We start from the raw sequence: 17308 nt of genomic DNA, 5'->3' as shown, positions 1-17308 counted from the left end.
ATCATGGCTGTCTCATCCCAAACTGCCAATGATCTGATGACGGTGTTTTCAAGCACCATCACGGCAGGCTTTTCGAGCCTTGCTGGACCCGTCAATGGAATCTTTGGGCTGATGATTGGTCTGGTTGTCGCTCTGACCGGCCTTCAATGGGCTATCTCTTCTAATCGCGATGTCCTGGCAGGAGCCTTTTCAAAGATCCTCGTGATTGGCGCCTTTGCTTATATCATCAATGATTGGCAGGGCCTTTCGGAGACCATTTTTGCGGGCTTCATGCAGATTGGACTGACGGCTGGTGGTGGCTCGATCAGTGCCGCTGACTTCTTAAATCCAGGAGCCGTGATTGAGACCGGTTGGGAGATCGTCAAAGCAATCGGCGATGCCCCAACTGTGACCGAGAACCCGCTTGATGTGATCGGCAATCTTGTTGATGCCATCCTGATTGGGGTTTCCATGCTCGGGATCATGGTCGCCTTTTCGGTCCTGGCCCTTCAGATCATCGTCACGCTTCTAGAGTTCAAGATCGTCACCTTGGGCGGCTTTATCCTGCTGCCCTTTGGCATCTTTTCGAAAACAAGCTTTATGGCCGAACGTCCCCTTGGCTATGTCGTCGCAGCTGGCCTTAAAGTGCTAGCGCTTGCAATTGTGGTCTCTGGCGCGCAGACCATCTTTGCCCAGTTAATGCCAAGTCCTGAGCCTGACATCTATGAAGCGCTCACCATTCTGACGGCCGCCATCATTCTGGCAATGCTCTCGCTCTTTGCGCCCAATCTGGCTGCTGCCCTTGTCTCGGGCGGTCCAGCCCTTGGGGCAGGGGCGCTGAGTGTCGGAGCGCTAGCGGTAGGCGCAGCAGGCGGGGCTGCCATTGCTGGGACCATGGCTGCGGGGGCCGCGGGTGCTGGTGCTGCCGCCCAGATTGCCACAAGTGCGAGGGCAGCAGCGGGTGCCGCAGCAGGCAAGCCCCCCGGACCAGGTCCTAGCACAGGTCCAAGTGGTGGCTCGAACCCGCCTGGAACGCCGCCATCAACTCCATCGTCGGCAACTTCAACATCGCCGGCATCTCGGCCATCTCAAGGATCAGCTAATGGCACAGGCTCATCAGTATCCGATGGAGGATCACCAACTGGGACTGCAGGTAATTACTCTGAGACTTCATCCGTTGGGGGTAGGAATTCAGGTCAAGAAGCGTTTGGTTTCGACAAAGGCGCTGAGACTTACCCCAAAAGGGGTAAGAATGATGATGACGCTGGTCCAAATTCATACCCCAAAAGGGGTAAAAACTTACCGGCGAGTTCAGGTAATATCCAAGAGTTATACCCCAATGAGGGTAAGCGCGAGGCGATCTCGGGCGGTGCCACCGCGCCTGCGACTTCAGCAAGCTCTGCTTCTAGTCCACCCAGCCCAACAGATTCTGCGTCGCGCTATCACCGCTTTCCGGCCTATGAGGCAAGAACGCCTAAAGCGCGCGCCTTCAATGCCTTCTTTGCCGCCAATACGGCGCGCCAGCTTCTACCAGCTAACGAAAACTCGGGTTCCTTGAGCCCATCCATCCGTGAGGAGGACTAAACATGCATGCTTTCTTCAAGCCAAAGCCAGTCGGCACTCAAGCCCTGTCAGCGACGCCAATAGCCACGCCCTATCAGCGGGCAGGCCAGGTTTGGGATGACCGCATGGGTCTAACGCTCTCCCATGCTCGTAATTGGCGGAACATGGCTTTCGGGACGCTTATCTTTGCAGGCTTCCTAGGCGCTGGCTGGTGGGTTCAAGCGCAACGTTCGGTCGTCAAACCATTCATTGTCGAGGTTTCAAGCTGGGGCCAGACCCAGAAGATCACAGCCCTTGATCAGACTTATCGACCCAATGAGGCTCAGGTCTCTTTTGCGCTGTCGCGCTGGATCGCCGATGTTCGCGGAAGAAGTGTCGATCCAGTCCTGATCCGTCAGAACTTCATGCGGGCCTATGATTTTACCACGCCTAAGTCTGCCGCTTATCTCAATGCATGGGCGCAAGAACATGATCCGTTCGCCAATGCAGGTCGTGAAGCGATCGCGGTCAGCATTCTCAATGTCGTCGCGCGTTCTGAGAAGACGTTCGACATTCAGTGGCGGGAAGAGAAATTCACCAATGGCATGAGCGGCGGAGCCGAACGCTGGCGCGCGCTCGTGACCGTTCGCTTCGAGCCACCCCGCTCGGAGGCAGAGCTTATGAAAAATCCACTTGGCATCAAAATCGAGGACATCTCATGGACACTCGACGCTCAATGATCACGGGCAGGGCCACAGCCTGTGCAACCGGCTTGGCCTTGCTTCTGACCCTGTCCTTGCCGCTGGCTGTTCCAAGTGAAGCAGGTGCCAAAGCCCGCTCAAGCGAGGCTCATAACACAGCGCGTTCTCACGTTCCCAAAAAGGCCAAGAGCACAAAACGACGTCCCCAAGCCCGGACAGCTCAAGTCACGGTTCAAACCCAAGTTGCCCCCACGCCCAAAGTCGGTCCAGCGGCTATCCGGGCAGCCAACGCAGAAGCCTTAGCCCCGTCGCGAGCCGATGGCTTTGTCAATGCGGCACAAGTTTTTGGCTATGAGCCAGGCCGTGTCTATGAAGTCTGGACCGCACCGATGCGGATCACCGCGCTCAGTCTGGAACCCGGCGAAAAGATCATCAGCAAGGCGGCTGGCGATACAGAGCGCTGGATGATTGGTGATACGACTTCGGGCGAAGCCGAGACCACTCAGACCCATCTTTTGATCAAGCCTTATCGGGCGGGCCTTGCCACCAATATGGTGGTGACCACAAACCGGCGTGTCTATCTTTTGGCGCTCAAAGCCTCTGACGAGAGCGAGGCCTTTAATGCGGCGGTTTCTTGGACACACCCAATGCCCCAGGCCCCTGCAAGCCAGGTGGCAGTGGGGCCTGCCGAGACAGGCCCAAAGCCCGCAACACCAGCACCAATTCTCAAAGCCCATGGTCCTGAAGCGTATCGGATCCGGACAGGATGGCGGAAACCCGCGTGGACGCCCGTGTCAGTCCATGATGATGGCCGGCAGACCTTTATCACCTTTCCCGAGAGCCTTGGCACGACCGAAGCCCCGCCTCTGTTTGTCCTGAATGAGCGAGGCGAGGCTCAACTCGTCAATTGGCGCAAGCAAAGCAATTCTTATGTCGTCGACCGTCTCTTCTTGAAGGCCGAGCTGCGCCTTGGTGGAGAGCGTCCCCAGATTGTGAAGATCGAGCGCAGAGGAGATCTGCCATGAAAGCCCCAGATGGAGTTATTAAAGAGCCAAAAGATGCAGAAGAGGCGACCTTGGGAAAACTATTGACGGGCGGACAGACCCTGCATGCGCGCGTCGCTCCCAAGCCCACTCAACAGATCAATAAGTCGGCCGTGCGTGGCGTCTTCATTCTCTGTGGCAGTGTCATCTCGCTTTCGCTGGTCTATAGTTTTGTGATTGGTCCGATGGGCAAAGCCGAAGCTCGAGCGAAGCAGGCCGAAGAGGCACGCGAGACCCCAAGTGGATCCGTGCAGCCTGCGGAGATTCTATCCCAAGGCCCGTCGACTTACGCTGAACTCATGAGCGCTCCGAACCTGCCCAGTGAAGAAGCACTCACAAGCTCATCGCCAATTGTTCCTCCAGATGCGGGTCCTGTCCATGAGCCGCGCGTGATTATGGAGGACAGACCCATATACAATACCCAACCCGCACGGCGGCAGCCAGCCCAAACGACCCGTCAAAACGGAAGTACCAATGAGACCCAAAAGGCGCAGCAGTCGGCTTTGTTTTTTCCCCAGACGCCAAGCACGCCAACCCAAGCGGCTACTCCCGTAGCAACACCAATTCCGCAACAAGAACTTATTCAGCGCAAGAAGGATTATGACGCCGTCTATGGGGACCGGGCATTGCTTACGCCCTTGTCGCCTTATGAATTGAAGGCAGGCAGTGTTATTCCGGCAGCCTTATTGACCGCCATTGATACAGAGCGGGAAGGCCGCGTGATCGCCAGTGTCACCGAGAATGTCTTTGATACGGTCACAGGTAGCTATCTCTTAATCCCGCAAGGGTCACGATTGCTGGGCCGGTTTGATGGTGATCAGACTTATGGCGAACGTCGGGCCTTTCTGGTTTGGGAACGTCTTCTCTTTCCAGATGGTCGCTCGATTACCCTGGCTCGTGAACCCGGTGTGGATGGGAAAGGCGCAGGGGGTGTTGCTGGTCGTGTCGATCGTCGTATCCCGCAACTTCTGACCGCGACTTTGTTTGCCGGCGCTATAACAACCTTGGGCGAAGCTGCCCGCAGGGACAGCAACAAAGATACGAGCCTAATGGGCGATGTTGGTGATGCCGCAGCAATCGAAGCTGCCCGTGTTGGCGGCCGCATAGTCGACCGGGAATTGGAAGTGAAACCCACCATTCGGGTCCGCCAAGGAACACGGGTCCAAGTGCTTCTGACCCGAGACCTGATCCTGGAGCCAACACCATGAAGATCGCCAGCCTTATCGCACTTGTGGCAACCAATGGCCTTTTACTGGCACAGAATTGGTGCCCAGAATTGAACGCGCCGGCTGCCATCATCAATGAAACACCCTCCATGCAGAAGGGGCTCTATGTTCGCGTCGGCAAGGCAACAGATTTAAAGGCCGACGAAATTGTCGCCATGCCTATGAACAAGAGCGCAAAAGACTATCTGGTCGACAAGCTTGGGTATCCAGCCGACACGCTTCTTATAAAACGGGTTGCCGCATTGCCCGGCGATATAGTTTGCCGACAAGCAGATATCCTGACAGTCGCTGGCAAACAACTTCAAGCCAAAGCCCGAGACACACGCGGCAATGTCCTGCCTAAGTGGAAAGGTTGTATTAAGCTCGCGAACGAAGAAGTATTCATTCTGGGTGATCACCCTGGAAGCTTTGATAGCCGTTACTTTGGACCGGTTTCGAGACAAGCCCTGTCAGGTACTTATCGGAAGGTGCTCTCATGGTAGGCCGCAGCTTCATCATCGCGCTGAGTTTGTTTTCAACGCCCGCGCTCGCTGATCCGCCGGACTGGAGCCAAGCTGGCGGTAGCTTATTCATACAGCCTGGCCTTACGCTGGAGCGCAAGTCAGCCGATAGCACCAAACCCAAGCAAGAGTCCGACCAGGTCCGGACGGATCCCATGCGCAATTTTGGCGAAGTGAGATTATTGCCAGCCAGACAGCCCCTTGATGCGTTGATCCGGCGAATTGCGACCGAGACTGGCCTTGATCCCAAGCTTCTCCATGCCTTGGTTATTGTGGAGAGTGCTTACGACACTCGAGCTATAAGTCCGGTTGGTGCGCGTGGCCTCACTCAACTCATGCCGGCTACAGCCCGAGAGTTAGGCGTCGCTGATGCCTTTGATGGGGAAGAAAACCTGCGGGGAGGGGCGCGCTATCTGGCTGCCCAGATTGGTAGGTTTGGTGATCTGAGGCTAGCGCTTGCAGCCTATAACGCCGGCCCAAATCGTGTCGCACGCCTTGGTCGTGTCCCAGATATTTCAGAAACCCAAAACTACGTCCGCGATGCAGTGGATTGTTATCTCGCGCTGACAGCTGGTCGCGGCATTCGTCACCGCAACCAGTGTCGGGCGACAGGAAGGAGATAGATCATGGCAAAGAGAAAAGCCGATAAAGCCAACAGTCCACAATTGGACATGTTTGGTGGGTGGGTGGCACCACCACTCCAGCAAAGATTACCACCAACTCCACAAATGCCGGAGCCCCGACCAATTGACGTCGCCAATGATGAGGTACCTCTGCCGGAGCCAGCAGCAAACGACACGCCAACCCTTCAATCAGATCCGCCTGTAGAGACAAATGCAACAAGCGAAATCATGAAGCCGGCGCAGCCCAAAGTCATGAGCGCGACAGGTTGGGAAAATGACGAATGGTGGACGACTGCCATGGTCTGCGCTTATCTCAAACTTGGACGCAAGGCCATTTGGGAGCGAACCAGAAACTCGAAAATCGGCTTTCCAAAGCCAATCCATTTTGGAAGCAGTCGCCATCGCTGGCGGGCAGCCGAAGTCAGATCATGGGCGTGCATGCAATAACCCGAGTACCAACATCGCCATAATGTTAGGACCATCCTCCCTCAAATCGGCAAGCCTCTATCCCTTGTGGCAATTGCTCAAGAATCCTTGCCAGCTAACTGAATCTGAGTATTGACCCAGCCCTCTGATCTGGACGCTTTGTAATTGGAATCGTTTTTCTTTCTAGTTTATGGTTGGTGGCCTAGGCTCGCTGAGTGGAGCCTATGCGGAGCTTAGGCGATCCAAACTTGAGATGGGGGGCCATCCCCACGTAGGTGGGGGAATCTTATACGCGCTACCTTCACACGCAACCGACGAGGGTTGCACCATCCGGGGACCATTTCCGCGTGGGCGGGGGAACCACAGGCACAGCAGCATTCAGCCCGCCCGAACTGGTACCATCCCCGCGTGGGCGGGGGAACCACAAGCGCGACCGCTAATCCGGGCTTCCTGACGGGACCATCCCCGCGTGGGCGGGGGAACCTGATTGAGCCTGTCCTAAGTGACGATAACAGCGGGTCCATCCCCGCGTGGGCGGGGGAACCAAGTTGCAGTTGGGCATTACGTCCAACAAATCGGGACCATCCCCGCGTGGGCGGGGGAACCCCAGCCACACGAGTCTTGATCGTCACCGGGACAGGACCATCCCCGCGTGGGCGGGGGAACCAGGGTATCGATTGCTAAGCGCAGGTCGGGAAGGGGACCATCCCCGCGTGGGCGGGGGAACCCAAACACCCACACCCAGTGCCCGTCCTTGAAGGGGACCATCCCCGCGTGGGCGGGGGAACCCTTGGATTGCGGCGGCGCATGATTTGCACCGCGGGACCATCCCCGCGTGGGCGGGGGAACCGCTAGAATAAATGACCGCCTAGCCCCCTGTTTGGGACCATCCCCGCGTGGGCGGGGGAACCAATTGCCCCCCTAAAAATATTCAATCCTGTCAGGGACCATCCCCGCGTGGGCGGGGGAACCATGGCCAGTTCGGTTCGCAGATAGAACAGCGCGGGACCATCCCCGCGTGGGCGGGGGAACCACGTCAATCATGGGCGGCAGTTCGTCCAGATCGGGACCATCCCCGCGTGGGCGGGGGAACCACCATGTCGTCGACACCCATGTCGGCGGCGTTGGGACCATCCCCGCGTGGGCGGGGGAACCCTCTCCTGCATTGATGTTGAATGGCTGCGGCTGGGACCATCCCCGCGTGGGCGGGGGAACCTCCGCCTTGAGACGGCAACCGCGGGGACTTATGGGACCATCCCCGCGTGGGCGGGGGAACCCATCGCTTCTTGCTCTGCCGTGAGTTTATTCAGGGACCATCCCCGCGTGGGCGGGGGAACCCTGCACAAATCCGGAGAAATAACGGATGACATGGGACCATCCCCGCGTGGGCGGGGGAACCGCGACAAGGTTCAGGTTGCTGAATATTGGTATGGGACCATCCCCGCGTGGGCGGGGGAACCGTGGCTCCGGCTGCCGAAGGTGTCTTGATGACGGGACCATCCCCGCGTGGGCGGGGGAACCTGACCCCGCCTAGCACAAGCGACGCGCCTTGCGGGACCATCCCCGCGTGGGCGGGGGAACCTTCAACCCGCCCGGCCCGACCCGGCTGTTCTTGGGACCATCCCCGCGTGGGCGGGGGAACCTTTTTGGGGCGAGAAACTCTCTGTGGCATGAGGGGACCATCCCCGCGTGGGCGGGGGAACCAACGCAATCCATGTCTAGCTTGCCCATGTAGCGGGACCATCCCCGCGTGGGCGGGGGAACCGCCGACAGAAAGCGCGCAGAAGCTGGTGTGGCGGGACCATCCCCGCGTGGGCGGGGGAACCTTTCCATTTTCATTGGCACGATAGGTGTTAGGGGGACCATCCCCGCGTGGGCGGGGGAACCCAGCAGGAAGCGCGCCTTGAAACTCTTGTTTACGGACCATCCCCGCGTGGGCGGGGGAACCCCTTGTCGGTCGACACGCCTGCCCAGTCTTTCGGGACCATCCCCGCGTGGGCGGGGGAACCCAGAGCCGGTCACACGAACAATTGGCAAAGAAGGGACCATCCCCGCGTGGGCGGGGGAACCACGCTGATCACGGCCACAAGATCGTCTTCAAACGGACCATCCCCGCGTGGGCGGGGGAACCGCCATCAACACCGGCCGCGTGTCAAACATCATGGGACCATCCCCGCGTGGGCGGGGGAACCGGCTGGGAATGCTCTGTCAACGGGCTTAACTGGGGACCATCCCCGCGTGGGCGGGGGAACCGGGTCGCGTATCTGCCCCCTGTCACGCTCATAGGGACCATCCCCGCGTGGGCGGGGGAACCAGGCCGTTAGCCTGAGACGCGCGCCAGATGTAGGGACCATCCCCGCGTGGGCGGGGGAACCACTGTAGCGACGGTCGAGCGGGTCTATGCCAAGGGACCATCCCCGCGTGGGCGGGGGAACCGATTTTAGATCGACCCAACCTTCAATCATCGGGGGACCATCCCCGCGTGGGCGGGGGAACCCAACTTTTTTTCCGTTTTGCCGTCTAGTCTCAAGGACCATCCCCGCGTGGGCGGGGGAACCGCCGAAGCCAGACTTAGCGAGACGGCCCGTGACGGACCATCCCCGCGTGGGCGGGGGAACCTCGGCATGGATCTCTTTATTGGCGCTGGCCGAGGGACCATCCCCGCGTGGGCGGGGGAACCTTGCAAGGCCTTGCCCTTGCTATGCCCTGCTAGGGACCATCCCCGCGTGGGCGGGGGAACCGCATGGCGCAGATTAAATCCGCTTAGGGATTTGGGACCATCCCCGCGTGGGCGGGGGAACCGCCGAGATCCTGCACAACGAAGCCCTGATGATGGGACCATCCCCGCGTGGGCGGGGGAACCGCGGCAATTCTCATATAGCGTCGCAGTCTCTTGGGACCATCCCCGCGTGGGCGGGGGAACCCGCAAAAGTCGATCAGCTTTTCAGGCGATGGCGGGACCATCCCCGCGTGGGCGGGGGAACCTTCACCCGATGCCCTCCTACGTGGCTGTAATGAGGACCATCCCCGCGTGGGCGGGGGAACCCATCCATCGGCGGTCGTGGTGGCCGTGGCTGCGGGACCATCCCCGCGTGGGCGGGGGAACCCTGTTCCTGTTGTCCTTTGAAGCTGGAATGCAAGGACCATCCCCGCGTGGGCGGGGGAACCACGCCGCCATTGGTGATCGCCCCAAGCGTCACGGGACCATCCCCGCGTGGGCGGGGGAACCCCATCGAGACCAAGCCATAGCCGACACGCCAAGGGACCATCCCCGCGTGGGCGGGGGAACCGAGCGGTTGATGGCGGCCAACCCTGATGCTTGGGGACCATCCCCGCGTGGGCGGGGGAACCCGTGACCAAAGTCAAGGCCGTTATCAGCGCAAAGGACCATCCCCGCGTGGGCGGGGGAACCCAGTCGCGTAGAAGGTATCGCCATTGTTTCCCGGGACCATCCCCGCGTGGGCGGGGGAACCCAAAAGCACAAAATGATTTGTGGCTTTATATCGGGACCATCCCCGCGTGGGCGGGGGAACCGTGCAGCCCTCAGGCGGCTTCCATCGGGCTAGGGGACCATCCCCGCGTGGGCGGGGGAACCGACTTGGCTCGAAACTCTGATGGATCGGTGAAGGGACCATCCCCGCGTGGGCGGGGGAACCCCAATCGCCTGAATGGCTGTTCTGCCGGGGCCGGGACCATCCCCGCGTGGGCGGGGGAACCCAACACGCTCTTGTCGCAATTCATTGGGCTGCGGGACCATCCCCGCGTGGGCGGGGGAACCGCGAATCACCGGATGGGTCACCAACTCGCAAAGGGACCATCCCCGCGTGGGCGGGGGAACCTCTGCAATTTCATCGGCCATGAACTGCTCGACGGGACCATCCCCGCGTGGGCGGGGGAACCGATCTGACGGAAACGCCATTGGCCAAAAATGAGGGACCATCCCCGCGTGGGCGGGGGAACCGGGATGTGGTTTAACTCACTCATCGAACGGCGGGGACCATCCCCGCGTGGGCGGGGGAACCGAGTGCATCTGTCCTGCGTCAAGAGAAGCCGGGGGACCATCCCCGCGTGGGCGGGGGAACCTAAGCTAGAGCAATACGTCTCAGAAGCCGCCCGGGACCATCCCCGCGTGGGCGGGGGAACCTTGCCCTCACCGTCCAATCAATGGCGGGGCGTGGGACCATCCCCGCGTGGGCGGGGGAACCAAACCGAGTTCTCGCCATATCTAAACCGCGTCGGGACCATCCCCGCGTGGGCGGGGGAACCAGCCCAAGCCTCCAACTGCGCGGGGGTGTATTGGGACCATCCCCGCGTGGGCGGGGGAACCTCTCAGAAGCAGTTCAAGAATCCAGTGTGCTAGGGACCATCCCCGCGTGGGCGGGGGAACCTGTCCCACCAACGAACTTCGATAGCGATTTGCGGGACCATCCCCGCGTGGGCGGGGGAACCTTCGTCAAACATCCACGAACGCACGAGGTCTGGGGACCATCCCCGCGTGGGCGGGGGAACCATCAGCATAGAACACATACCAGCCGCGATTTCGGGACCATCCCCGCGTGGGCGGGGGAACCACCCTCTGGAAACTGCACCAAGCAATAGAGCAGGGACCATCCCCGCGTGGGCGGGGGAACCGCGCTTTCTGACCTGCAAAAGAGTATTGGGCAGGGACCATCCCCGCGTGGGCGGGGGAACCCTAAATGAGGATCGCGAGGCTGTCTCGCGCGCGGGACCATCCCCGCGTGGGCGGGGGAACCTTTCCTGAGGGTCAAGAATTGACGCTTGATGAGGGACCATCCCCGCGTGGGCGGGGGAACCCTCTACGCTTGGATAAAAGAGACCGGGCAGGCGGGACCATCCCCGCGTGGGCGGGGGAACCACGTCCTCTGGGTGGCGCGCGAAAATCCCAAGGGGACCATCCCCGCGTGGGCGGGGGAACCCAACAGGTGCTGACCATGCGCGGGGGTAAGTACGGACCATCCCCGCGTGGGCGGGGGAACCGTGCGGTCTGCCTGAAAACAAAGGCTTTTATCGGGACCATCCCCGCGTGGGCGGGGGAACCTTGGTATAATAGTGGAAGGCATTAGCCGCCAGGGGACCATCCCCGCGTGGGCGGGGGAACCGATTGCAGGGGCTCTTAGAAGGCTTGGCTATAGGGACCATCCCCGCGTGGGCGGGGGAACCTTAGACGGGAAGATGAATACATCCGGAGGGACGGGACCATCCCCGCGTGGGCGGGGGAACCGCGCTCGGTCGAGCGCCGCATGAACAGCCACCAGGACCATCCCCGCGTGGGCGGGGGAACCGTGATCCCCAATAGCTGGCGGGCTTTCTGTAGGGGACCATCCCCGCGTGGGCGGGGGAACCAGGTATGCGCCCCAAAGGTCTGCGCCCCGAAGGGGACCATCCCCGCGTGGGCGGGGGAACCTGCCTTCAGTGCCGGTTATGAGCCCCCGCCGATGGACCATCCCCGCGTGGGCGGGGGAACCAAACCAGTTCGACACGCGAGGCTCTGCGTAGAGGGACCATCCCCGCGTGGGCGGGGGAACCGCGCAGGCGGCTTTCTATGAAATCACGGGTGAGGGACCATCCCCGCGTGGGCGGGGGAACCCATTTGGCTTGACGTCGTCGCGCATAATCCACGGGACCATCCCCGCGTGGGCGGGGGAACCCTGGGCACCGATTGTGCCCGCTATGTTGAGCCGGGACCATCCCCGCGTGGGCGGGGGAACCCGCTAACTTGGCTGGGGGCGGTCTCAGCAACCGGGACCATCCCCGCGTGGGCGGGGGAACCTCTTACCGCTAAACGGGATTCAGGAATTCCAAAGGACCATCCCCGCGTGGGCGGGGGAACCCACTGGTGGGTATATCCGGTCCAAGCGGACGCGGGACCATCCCCGCGTGGGCGGGGGAACCTGGTAGTGATCATGCCACGCGCGGAAAGCATAGGGACCATCCCCGCGTGGGCGGGGGAACCATCGACTGACACAGAGATACGCGGTCGCAATGGGGACCATCCCCGCGTGGGCGGGGGAACCTTTTTCGGTGTTCCAAACCATTGAACAAGATTGGGACCATCCCCGCGTGGGCGGGGGAACCAGGGTGTTTAAAAGTGTCGGATACTTCAACGTGGGACCATCCCCGCGTGGGCGGGGGAACCATGCAGACCCTGTTCAACTGGGAGCCCGCAGAGGGACCATCCCCGCGTGGGCGGGGGAACCCTACTGATTTGCGAAGTCGTGGCGCAGGCGGCGGGACCATCCCCGCGTGGGCGGGGGAACCTTTATCGAAGACGCGGTGATCAACGTCGAGCAGGGACCATCCCCGCGTGGGCGGGGGAACCTTTATCGAAGACGCGGTGATCAACGTCGAGCAGGGACCATCCCCGCGTGGGCGGGGGAACCAAATGTTTACTGGCTGCTCGGTGCCGGGATTAAGGACCATCCCCGCGTGGGCGGGGGAACCGCGTTATTTCTTCGGGTCCGCTTATCATTGGCGGGACCATCCCCGCGTGGGCGGGGGAACCTGGCCCGTCATAGGCCATACCCCATACCCCGAGGGACCATCCCCGCGTGGGCGGGGGAACCGTTGAGGGTCATTGGGTGGCCTCGCGTTTTTCGGGACCATCCCCGCGTGGGCGGGGGAACCCCTTCCGGTCGGGAAGGAGGAATTGACTTTCAGATTTACATTGTCAAACAACATATTCAAGCTGAGGGGGCACTCAAGCTAAGGCACTTCCTGTCTCTACAGGCATAAAGTTGGCTCGCTATGAAGTTGGCTGAGCTAAGAATCGAAGCCCCGGTCTATTGAAAGACCGCCTCTTCAGGGTGCGCGACACACCAAAAGCAACCCATCCACCTCGCTTAAAGTGCGTGCTGGCAGGCCAAGGGACTTGAGGCATAGGCCGCCAATCTGAGCATTGTCTCCCCAGGCCATCAGGATAGACCCGCCAGAGGCCCCCCCCCGACCACGGGCCTGAAACCAGTCTTCCATCACGATCCAGATGCGATCTCGCACGGCTGGCGACAGTTTGGGGTTCACATAGGTGCCGGGCGCGACCTCTTGCATTGCGGATGCGAGAAAGCCGCGAAATCGATCCTCAACGTCTCGGGTAATGACGACAGTGAAGCTCATGGGTAAGGACCTTCCACAAGCGGTAAACTCGGGTCCTCGATGGCTTCTTCCCCGCCTTTGTCACTATCGAACATTGCCTTAATCCGTTCGATCATTGAAGAAATTGTCTTGCGTCGCCGCAGAGCGTCTGCACAGGCGCGCCTCGTTAGGCTTTCAAGGGTACGGGTTGTTTGCTTTTCAAAATCTCGTGCGGCGGCGAAGGCCACAGGAATGGTGATTTCGTTGCGATATAGATCGGCAATATCGAGAACAAATGCTTGGCCTGAATCTTCATGAATAAAGCCAAGCTGTGGGATGGTGGCGGTACAGGCAACCGCGATGGCCGCCGCCCCCTCGATAGCACTGGCAGCATGATTGAGTGCCTGATTAGGCGCGTCGGTCGAGGTAGGGTTGCCGCGATCATAGTGCCGACCACGCCATTTCACACCGACCTGTTGTGCGATCAACTTGTAGCTTTCTTTCATTCGTGCCCCTTCGATGCCGCGCAACGCCGCGATGTCGCGCACCGGCAGCACTTCGCCCAAACGCCAGGCATACATGCGCCGTGCCATGTGTAGCCGACGATCCGGATCGGCCCACGTCCGCGCGTGCTGGCGGGCCCGTGCGGAGGCGTCGGGAAGAAGGGGCGGGGCGGTGTAGAAGCGCACGCCGCCCTCACCAACTGCGGCAAGGCCTGTGTTATGCCGGGCTAGGATGCGCAGTGCATCGTGGGTAACGCTAGACCCCGGCCCCAGGAGGATCAGGGTGACGGCTTGATGCGGGATTTGCCAATCCCCCCGCTCCATCGCACCACCACCGGCACACATGAAGCGTAAGCACCCGTTCTCCACCTCGAGCCGCCCACGATCAAGATAGAGCAGGCCATGTCGCAGGTCATGGGGGATGCGGGCCGTTTCAAGGCCAAGGCGACCAGAGAGCATCAGCGTTCATCTCTCTGTAAAGAGCCGTCCCGGCGGAGACAGCAACATCATACCGAAACCAAACGCCCGGTGGCGGCCAATTCCGCGACGCAGGAGCGCGTCAAAGCTTGCCGGGTCTTTGATCCGGATGCGCGCATACATCACTGCGTCTGGTCCTTCGGTTGTAACGGTGCTTCGGCTGTGTTCGACCTTGGGGCGGGTGAGCAGGCGCGTGCGTTGAAAGCCCCTCATACGTGCACCCAGAAGGCTGGAAGCCCCCCCTCGATCCAATTCGCCGCGTAACCAGTTGCAGTAGGCAAGCTCGCGGGCTGCAATGCCTGTTCCTGCTGCGTCGGTGCCTGTTGGCTTCGGGGGGGCGTTCATGACAAACGCGTCTAACTCGCGGCCACCTTTGGCACGGCCCCGCCCAGCACGAGAGCGAACGATCGGGCGAATACGCACTTCTAAATCCAACTCCTGATCCACCCGCCAGTTTTGCGGCATGGTACGGGCTTCCAGATGATGGGGCCCTAGGGCTTGGGCAAGCGCCTCCATGGACGCTGGCTGAAGATGAACTGCGGTCAACAGGTCTTCGGGGCTTGCGGCACTATAGCCCATCACGGTGCCGTCTCTCAGTGTGAAGGTCTTCGGGGCCAATTCCGGGCCAAAGATCGCCAGCAAGGCCGCGTGCAGGGCATAGCCCATATCTCCACCGGTTGGGACGAAACCAGCGCCTGCTGCCGCCTGAGCCAGTGCGCGCATGTCTGGGACCATGCGGACCAATGTCAATGGCGCGCTCATGAGGGGTGCACCGAAAGGGCAGGGGGTTCGCCTTGCAGATCATACCCAGTGCCGCCATACCACACGTCAAATCCTGCATGAACATCTACCCGCCAGTTGCGGCAATTGGCCATTTGGCGCCGATCCCGTGTCACGGGGCCTTCACCCTGAGGCCAGAACACTCGGGCAGCAAGGTCTGGCGTGCGGGCGTCGATTGCAGCTTCATCCGGGCTGGCAAAGGCGATGGCCTGTGAGGCATCGTCGGCCTCTACCCACCCGGCAAAAAGCGGAGTGGAAGGCAGGCAGGGCTTACGACCGATGAAAAGGGGGCGGGCAGGGAAGTTGAGGGCCTCCGCTACTGCGTCAAGTGAGGGTTCTTCCTCTGCGGGCTCCAGGCGAAAGGCAACAAGGGCGCTCGCGTCTGCCTGATACCAGCGTTGTCGCTGATGCTGGCCCTTGTAGGTGCCTGCCCCACCTGCGCGCCCTTCAGGCTTGCCCGACCGGGTCCAGCCTGCATCCTTACTGTCAAGGTCTGCGGTTTGGTAATCGCGCAGGCGCTCGCCTTCAAGGTCCAGACGAACGGCATGGACCAGCCGATCTTGTAAGGCTTGCAACTTGGTTGCCTCGTTCCTGTTCCAGCCGAGCGCGTTGGCGATCAGGCCAGTGATCAGGCTTGTGGCTGGGAAATCCTGAACCGGGCCAAGGCTATCGATCAATGTGGTGCCGAAGGCCATCAATGGCGCTTCAAGCCGCATCAGCAGGTGGCGCTTCCCGGTCATGCTGCCCCCCGGTGCGTGGCTTCACTGTACGCAATCTCTTGTGCCACCCATGCGGCAATGGAGGCGAGGTCAGCGGTTTGTGTGTTCGGCAGGGCGGCGTCTGAGAGGTTTACGGCCTTGCGGGCTTCGCCTGTATTATACGCACTATCCAATTTTCCGAGATACTCAGCCATTTTTTCCGCCGACTCTTCAAACAAGCGGTTCGACCCCAAGGCAACGGGAGTTCGGAATGCATTGGCTAAGGTTCGTGGCTGGCGATCACCCACTTCCACCAGCAAGACCTCAGCACGAGCATAAGGCGCGGTTGAGCCTTTCTTCGCGCCGGGTGAAACCTCGGCGATTAAATGGATCAGGTGCTCGACGACCTTGCCTGCTGTCTGGGCGTCATTGGCGAGGTTTGAGATCAGCAAGGGCACGTCTACCACGACGTAGCCGTAATAGAGCGCACTGGTCAGTTCCACGTCAAACAGGCCAGCAGCACCGGTGCCGGCGTCCAAGTCATCAACGGCGGTCAGATAATCCAGGTCCCGCTCGATGCGGTGGACCGAAAGTGCGTGTGCGACATGAATGGCTGCATCCGTGTTTGCGCTGGGATCGGACGTCATCATGCGGCCAAACAGGGCGCTTTCCAGCCCCGCACCATGCTTGAGTGCGCGCAAATTGGCACGCTCGTCCTTGAAGAAGGCCTCTGCGGCTTTAGCGGGTTCAGGTGCATCCAGGCACGCAAGCGCCTTCTCGCGCAGATAGTCGATCTCCGGTTTGCCGAAGAATAGGGCCTGGCGTTTGGCACTATCCTTGTCGGAATACAACTGCTCTACAAATACTTTCAAGACAGCCTTTTGCGCGTCGCTGGCACCATCTGCCTCTGCCTCTGGTAGGATCAGCGTCTCGACCGTTTTCTTTGACCTTGATCCCATCGGCACACCGACATTGGCAAGACTGTGCACATCCTCCGCCGTGCGCCAGTGACGCTTCAAGCATTGCGAGGAGACGCGCGCGCGCGGTGCTCCGCCAAAGGGCATACGCTTAGCAAGACCTGCATCATCGCGATTGAGAAGAGTGGCGGGGTAGGAGGTGAGCCAATGGATCTGTACAAAGCGGGTCATGGTATCAAGTGTCCTTTCTTATGATTGGGTTGTGGCGCGTTGAAAGTCGCGAGTAATTTGTAGGCGGGCCTGGCGGTAGGTTTCGCTGTCGTTGGGGTGGTCAGCGGTGCGGGCAAGGCGATGGAATTGCTTCCAATTGGCAGGCTGTCCCTTGGCCGCAAACCGGCGTGCAATGCGCGGCCCCAGCTCAGCTAAGGTCGCGAGATCGGCGGTAAGCAACAAATTCAACCGCATCTCGCCCAGGTCGATGGTCGCCAGTGCGCCCCCGAACGGGCTCGTGCCAACGTGATTACCATTGGCCAATGCCAACGCATTGATGGTGATAAGGTCAGGAAGCCCGGCTCCCAACTTTTCACTGTTCTCACTTGCCTGAGACTTGGTTTCCAGTCGTGCCAGGAGCGCGAAGACCGGCCCCAGATGTCGCTGGTCAGGATTGGCTGGATCCAGCCGTCGCAATGCGGCCTTTTCGCCATTACTCAAGGGGCTTTTTGGAATCTCCTCGCGCAACCAGACGGCAGTCTGCCAGATCGGATCAAAGACTTTTGTTTCGATTTTCGCATCACTCATGAAATG

Annotated in this window: 13 protein-coding genes and 1 CRISPR repeat array; of the genes, 7 read left to right on the top strand and 6 right to left on the bottom strand. The window is 60.6% G+C overall.

Translation table 11 applies throughout. From position 1 onward, the window contains the following. Positions 1–3 precede the first annotated feature (3 nt). From trbL to B7364_RS16475, 7 genes are read left to right on the top strand one after another with little or no spacing between them, the layout of a single operon-like run. Positions 4–1563 (top strand): P-type conjugative transfer protein TrbL, encoded by a 1560-nt coding sequence (gene trbL, locus B7364_RS16505; RefSeq protein WP_085341144.1) that lies wholly within the window; start codon positions 4–6, stop codon positions 1561–1563. A gap of 2 nt (positions 1564–1565) precedes the next feature. Next, a complete protein-coding gene (trbF, locus tag B7364_RS16500) occupies positions 1566–2261 on the top strand; it encodes a conjugal transfer protein TrbF (protein ID WP_085341143.1) in 696 nt (231 codons plus the stop codon). Further along, positions 2240–3247, top strand: coding sequence for a TrbG/VirB9 family P-type conjugative transfer protein (locus B7364_RS16495; protein WP_085341142.1), 1008 nt, complete (start codon positions 2240–2242; stop codon positions 3245–3247). Before trbF ends, B7364_RS16495 begins: the two co-directional genes overlap by 22 nt. After that, entirely contained in the window at positions 3244–4473 is a 1230-nt protein-coding gene (locus tag B7364_RS16490; RefSeq protein WP_085341141.1) for a TrbI/VirB10 family protein, read from the top strand. The genes B7364_RS16495 and B7364_RS16490 overlap by 4 nt, the downstream gene beginning before the upstream one ends. Next, on the top strand, positions 4470–4973 hold the full coding sequence (locus B7364_RS16485) for a S26 family signal peptidase (RefSeq protein ID WP_085341140.1): 504 nt from the start codon (positions 4470–4472) through the stop codon (positions 4971–4973). The genes B7364_RS16490 and B7364_RS16485 overlap by 4 nt, the downstream gene beginning before the upstream one ends. After that, positions 4967–5614, top strand: a complete 648-nt coding sequence (locus tag B7364_RS16480) for a lytic transglycosylase domain-containing protein (protein WP_085341139.1) — start codon at positions 4967–4969, stop codon at positions 5612–5614. The genes B7364_RS16485 and B7364_RS16480 overlap by 7 nt, the downstream gene beginning before the upstream one ends. Before the next feature lie 3 nt (positions 5615–5617). Further along, positions 5618–6061 (top strand): helix-turn-helix transcriptional regulator, encoded by a 444-nt coding sequence (locus B7364_RS16475; protein ID WP_085341138.1) that lies wholly within the window; start codon positions 5618–5620, stop codon positions 6059–6061. A gap of 236 nt (positions 6062–6297) precedes the next feature. Next, positions 6298–12685: direct repeats of the CRISPR family, unit length 29 nt; unit sequence GGGACCATCCCCGCGTGGGCGGGGGAACC. Between the two features lie 174 nt (positions 12686–12859). On the opposite strand, the gene cas2e is transcribed toward B7364_RS16475, so the two are convergent. The 6 genes from cas2e to B7364_RS16445 are packed head-to-tail and all read right to left on the bottom strand — an operon-like array spanning position 12860 to position 17302. After that, positions 12860–13171, bottom strand: a complete 312-nt coding sequence (cas2e, locus tag B7364_RS16470) for a type I-E CRISPR-associated endoribonuclease Cas2e (RefSeq protein WP_085341137.1) — start codon at positions 13169–13171, stop codon at positions 12860–12862. After that, entirely contained in the window at positions 13168–14091 is a 924-nt protein-coding gene (cas1e, locus tag B7364_RS16465) for a type I-E CRISPR-associated endonuclease Cas1e (RefSeq protein ID WP_085341136.1), read from the bottom strand. The genes cas2e and cas1e overlap by 4 nt, the downstream gene beginning before the upstream one ends. Positions 14092–14097: 6 nt before the next feature. Beyond that, positions 14098–14871 carry a type I-E CRISPR-associated protein Cas6/Cse3/CasE gene (locus B7364_RS16460; RefSeq protein ID WP_085341135.1) on the bottom strand — a complete coding sequence of 258 codons (774 nt, stop codon included), beginning with the start codon at positions 14869–14871 and terminating at the stop codon, positions 14098–14100. Continuing rightward, the gene (gene cas5e / locus B7364_RS16455) at positions 14868–15629 is read right to left on the bottom strand and encodes a type I-E CRISPR-associated protein Cas5/CasD (protein WP_085341134.1); all 762 of its coding nucleotides are present in this window, start codon (positions 15627–15629) and stop codon (positions 14868–14870) included. Before cas5e ends, B7364_RS16460 begins: the two co-directional genes overlap by 4 nt. After that, on the bottom strand, positions 15626–16735 hold the full coding sequence (gene cas7e / locus B7364_RS16450) for a type I-E CRISPR-associated protein Cas7/Cse4/CasC (protein ID WP_085341133.1): 1110 nt from the start codon (positions 16733–16735) through the stop codon (positions 15626–15628). The genes cas5e and cas7e overlap by 4 nt, the downstream gene beginning before the upstream one ends. 18 nt (positions 16736–16753) lie before the next feature. Then, positions 16754–17302 (bottom strand): hypothetical protein, encoded by a 549-nt coding sequence (locus B7364_RS16445; protein ID WP_085341132.1) that lies wholly within the window; start codon positions 17300–17302, stop codon positions 16754–16756. Positions 17303–17308: the final 6 nt, after the last annotated feature.

The organism is Aquidulcibacter paucihalophilus, from assembly GCF_002105465.1.
GTDB classification, from domain to species: Bacteria; Pseudomonadota; Alphaproteobacteria; order Caulobacterales; family Aquidulcibacteraceae; genus Aquidulcibacter; species Aquidulcibacter paucihalophilus.
Note: the sequence above shows the minus strand (reverse complement) of the source record. Positions and strands in the feature narration are given on the sequence as shown.

Bases quoted from the DNA above. Each gene is read 5' to 3' on its own strand.
- trbL (WP_085341144.1), top strand. From the start codon at position 4: ATGGCTGTCTCATCCCAAACTGCCAATGATCTGATGACGGTGTTTTCA.
- trbF (WP_085341143.1), top strand. From the start codon at position 1,566: ATGCATGCTTTCTTCAAGCCAAAGCCAGTCGGCACTCAAGCCCTGTCA.
- B7364_RS16495 (WP_085341142.1), top strand. From the start codon at position 2,240: ATGGACACTCGACGCTCAATGATCACGGGCAGGGCCACAGCCTGTGCA.
- B7364_RS16490 (WP_085341141.1), top strand. From the start codon at position 3,244: ATGAAAGCCCCAGATGGAGTTATTAAAGAGCCAAAAGATGCAGAAGAG.
- B7364_RS16485 (WP_085341140.1), top strand. From the start codon at position 4,470: ATGAAGATCGCCAGCCTTATCGCACTTGTGGCAACCAATGGCCTTTTA.
- B7364_RS16480 (WP_085341139.1), top strand. From the start codon at position 4,967: ATGGTAGGCCGCAGCTTCATCATCGCGCTGAGTTTGTTTTCAACGCCC.
- B7364_RS16475 (WP_085341138.1), top strand. From the start codon at position 5,618: ATGGCAAAGAGAAAAGCCGATAAAGCCAACAGTCCACAATTGGACATG.
- cas2e (WP_085341137.1), bottom strand. From the start codon at position 13,171: ATGAGCTTCACTGTCGTCATTACCCGAGACGTTGAGGATCGATTTCGC.
- cas1e (WP_085341136.1), bottom strand. From the start codon at position 14,091: ATGCTCTCTGGTCGCCTTGGCCTTGAAACGGCCCGCATCCCCCATGAC.
- B7364_RS16460 (WP_085341135.1), bottom strand. From the start codon at position 14,871: ATGAGCGCGCCATTGACATTGGTCCGCATGGTCCCAGACATGCGCGCA.
- cas5e (WP_085341134.1), bottom strand. From the start codon at position 15,629: ATGACCGGGAAGCGCCACCTGCTGATGCGGCTTGAAGCGCCATTGATG.
- cas7e (WP_085341133.1), bottom strand. From the start codon at position 16,735: ATGACCCGCTTTGTACAGATCCATTGGCTCACCTCCTACCCCGCCACT.
- B7364_RS16445 (WP_085341132.1), bottom strand. From the start codon at position 17,302: ATGAGTGATGCGAAAATCGAAACAAAAGTCTTTGATCCGATCTGGCAG.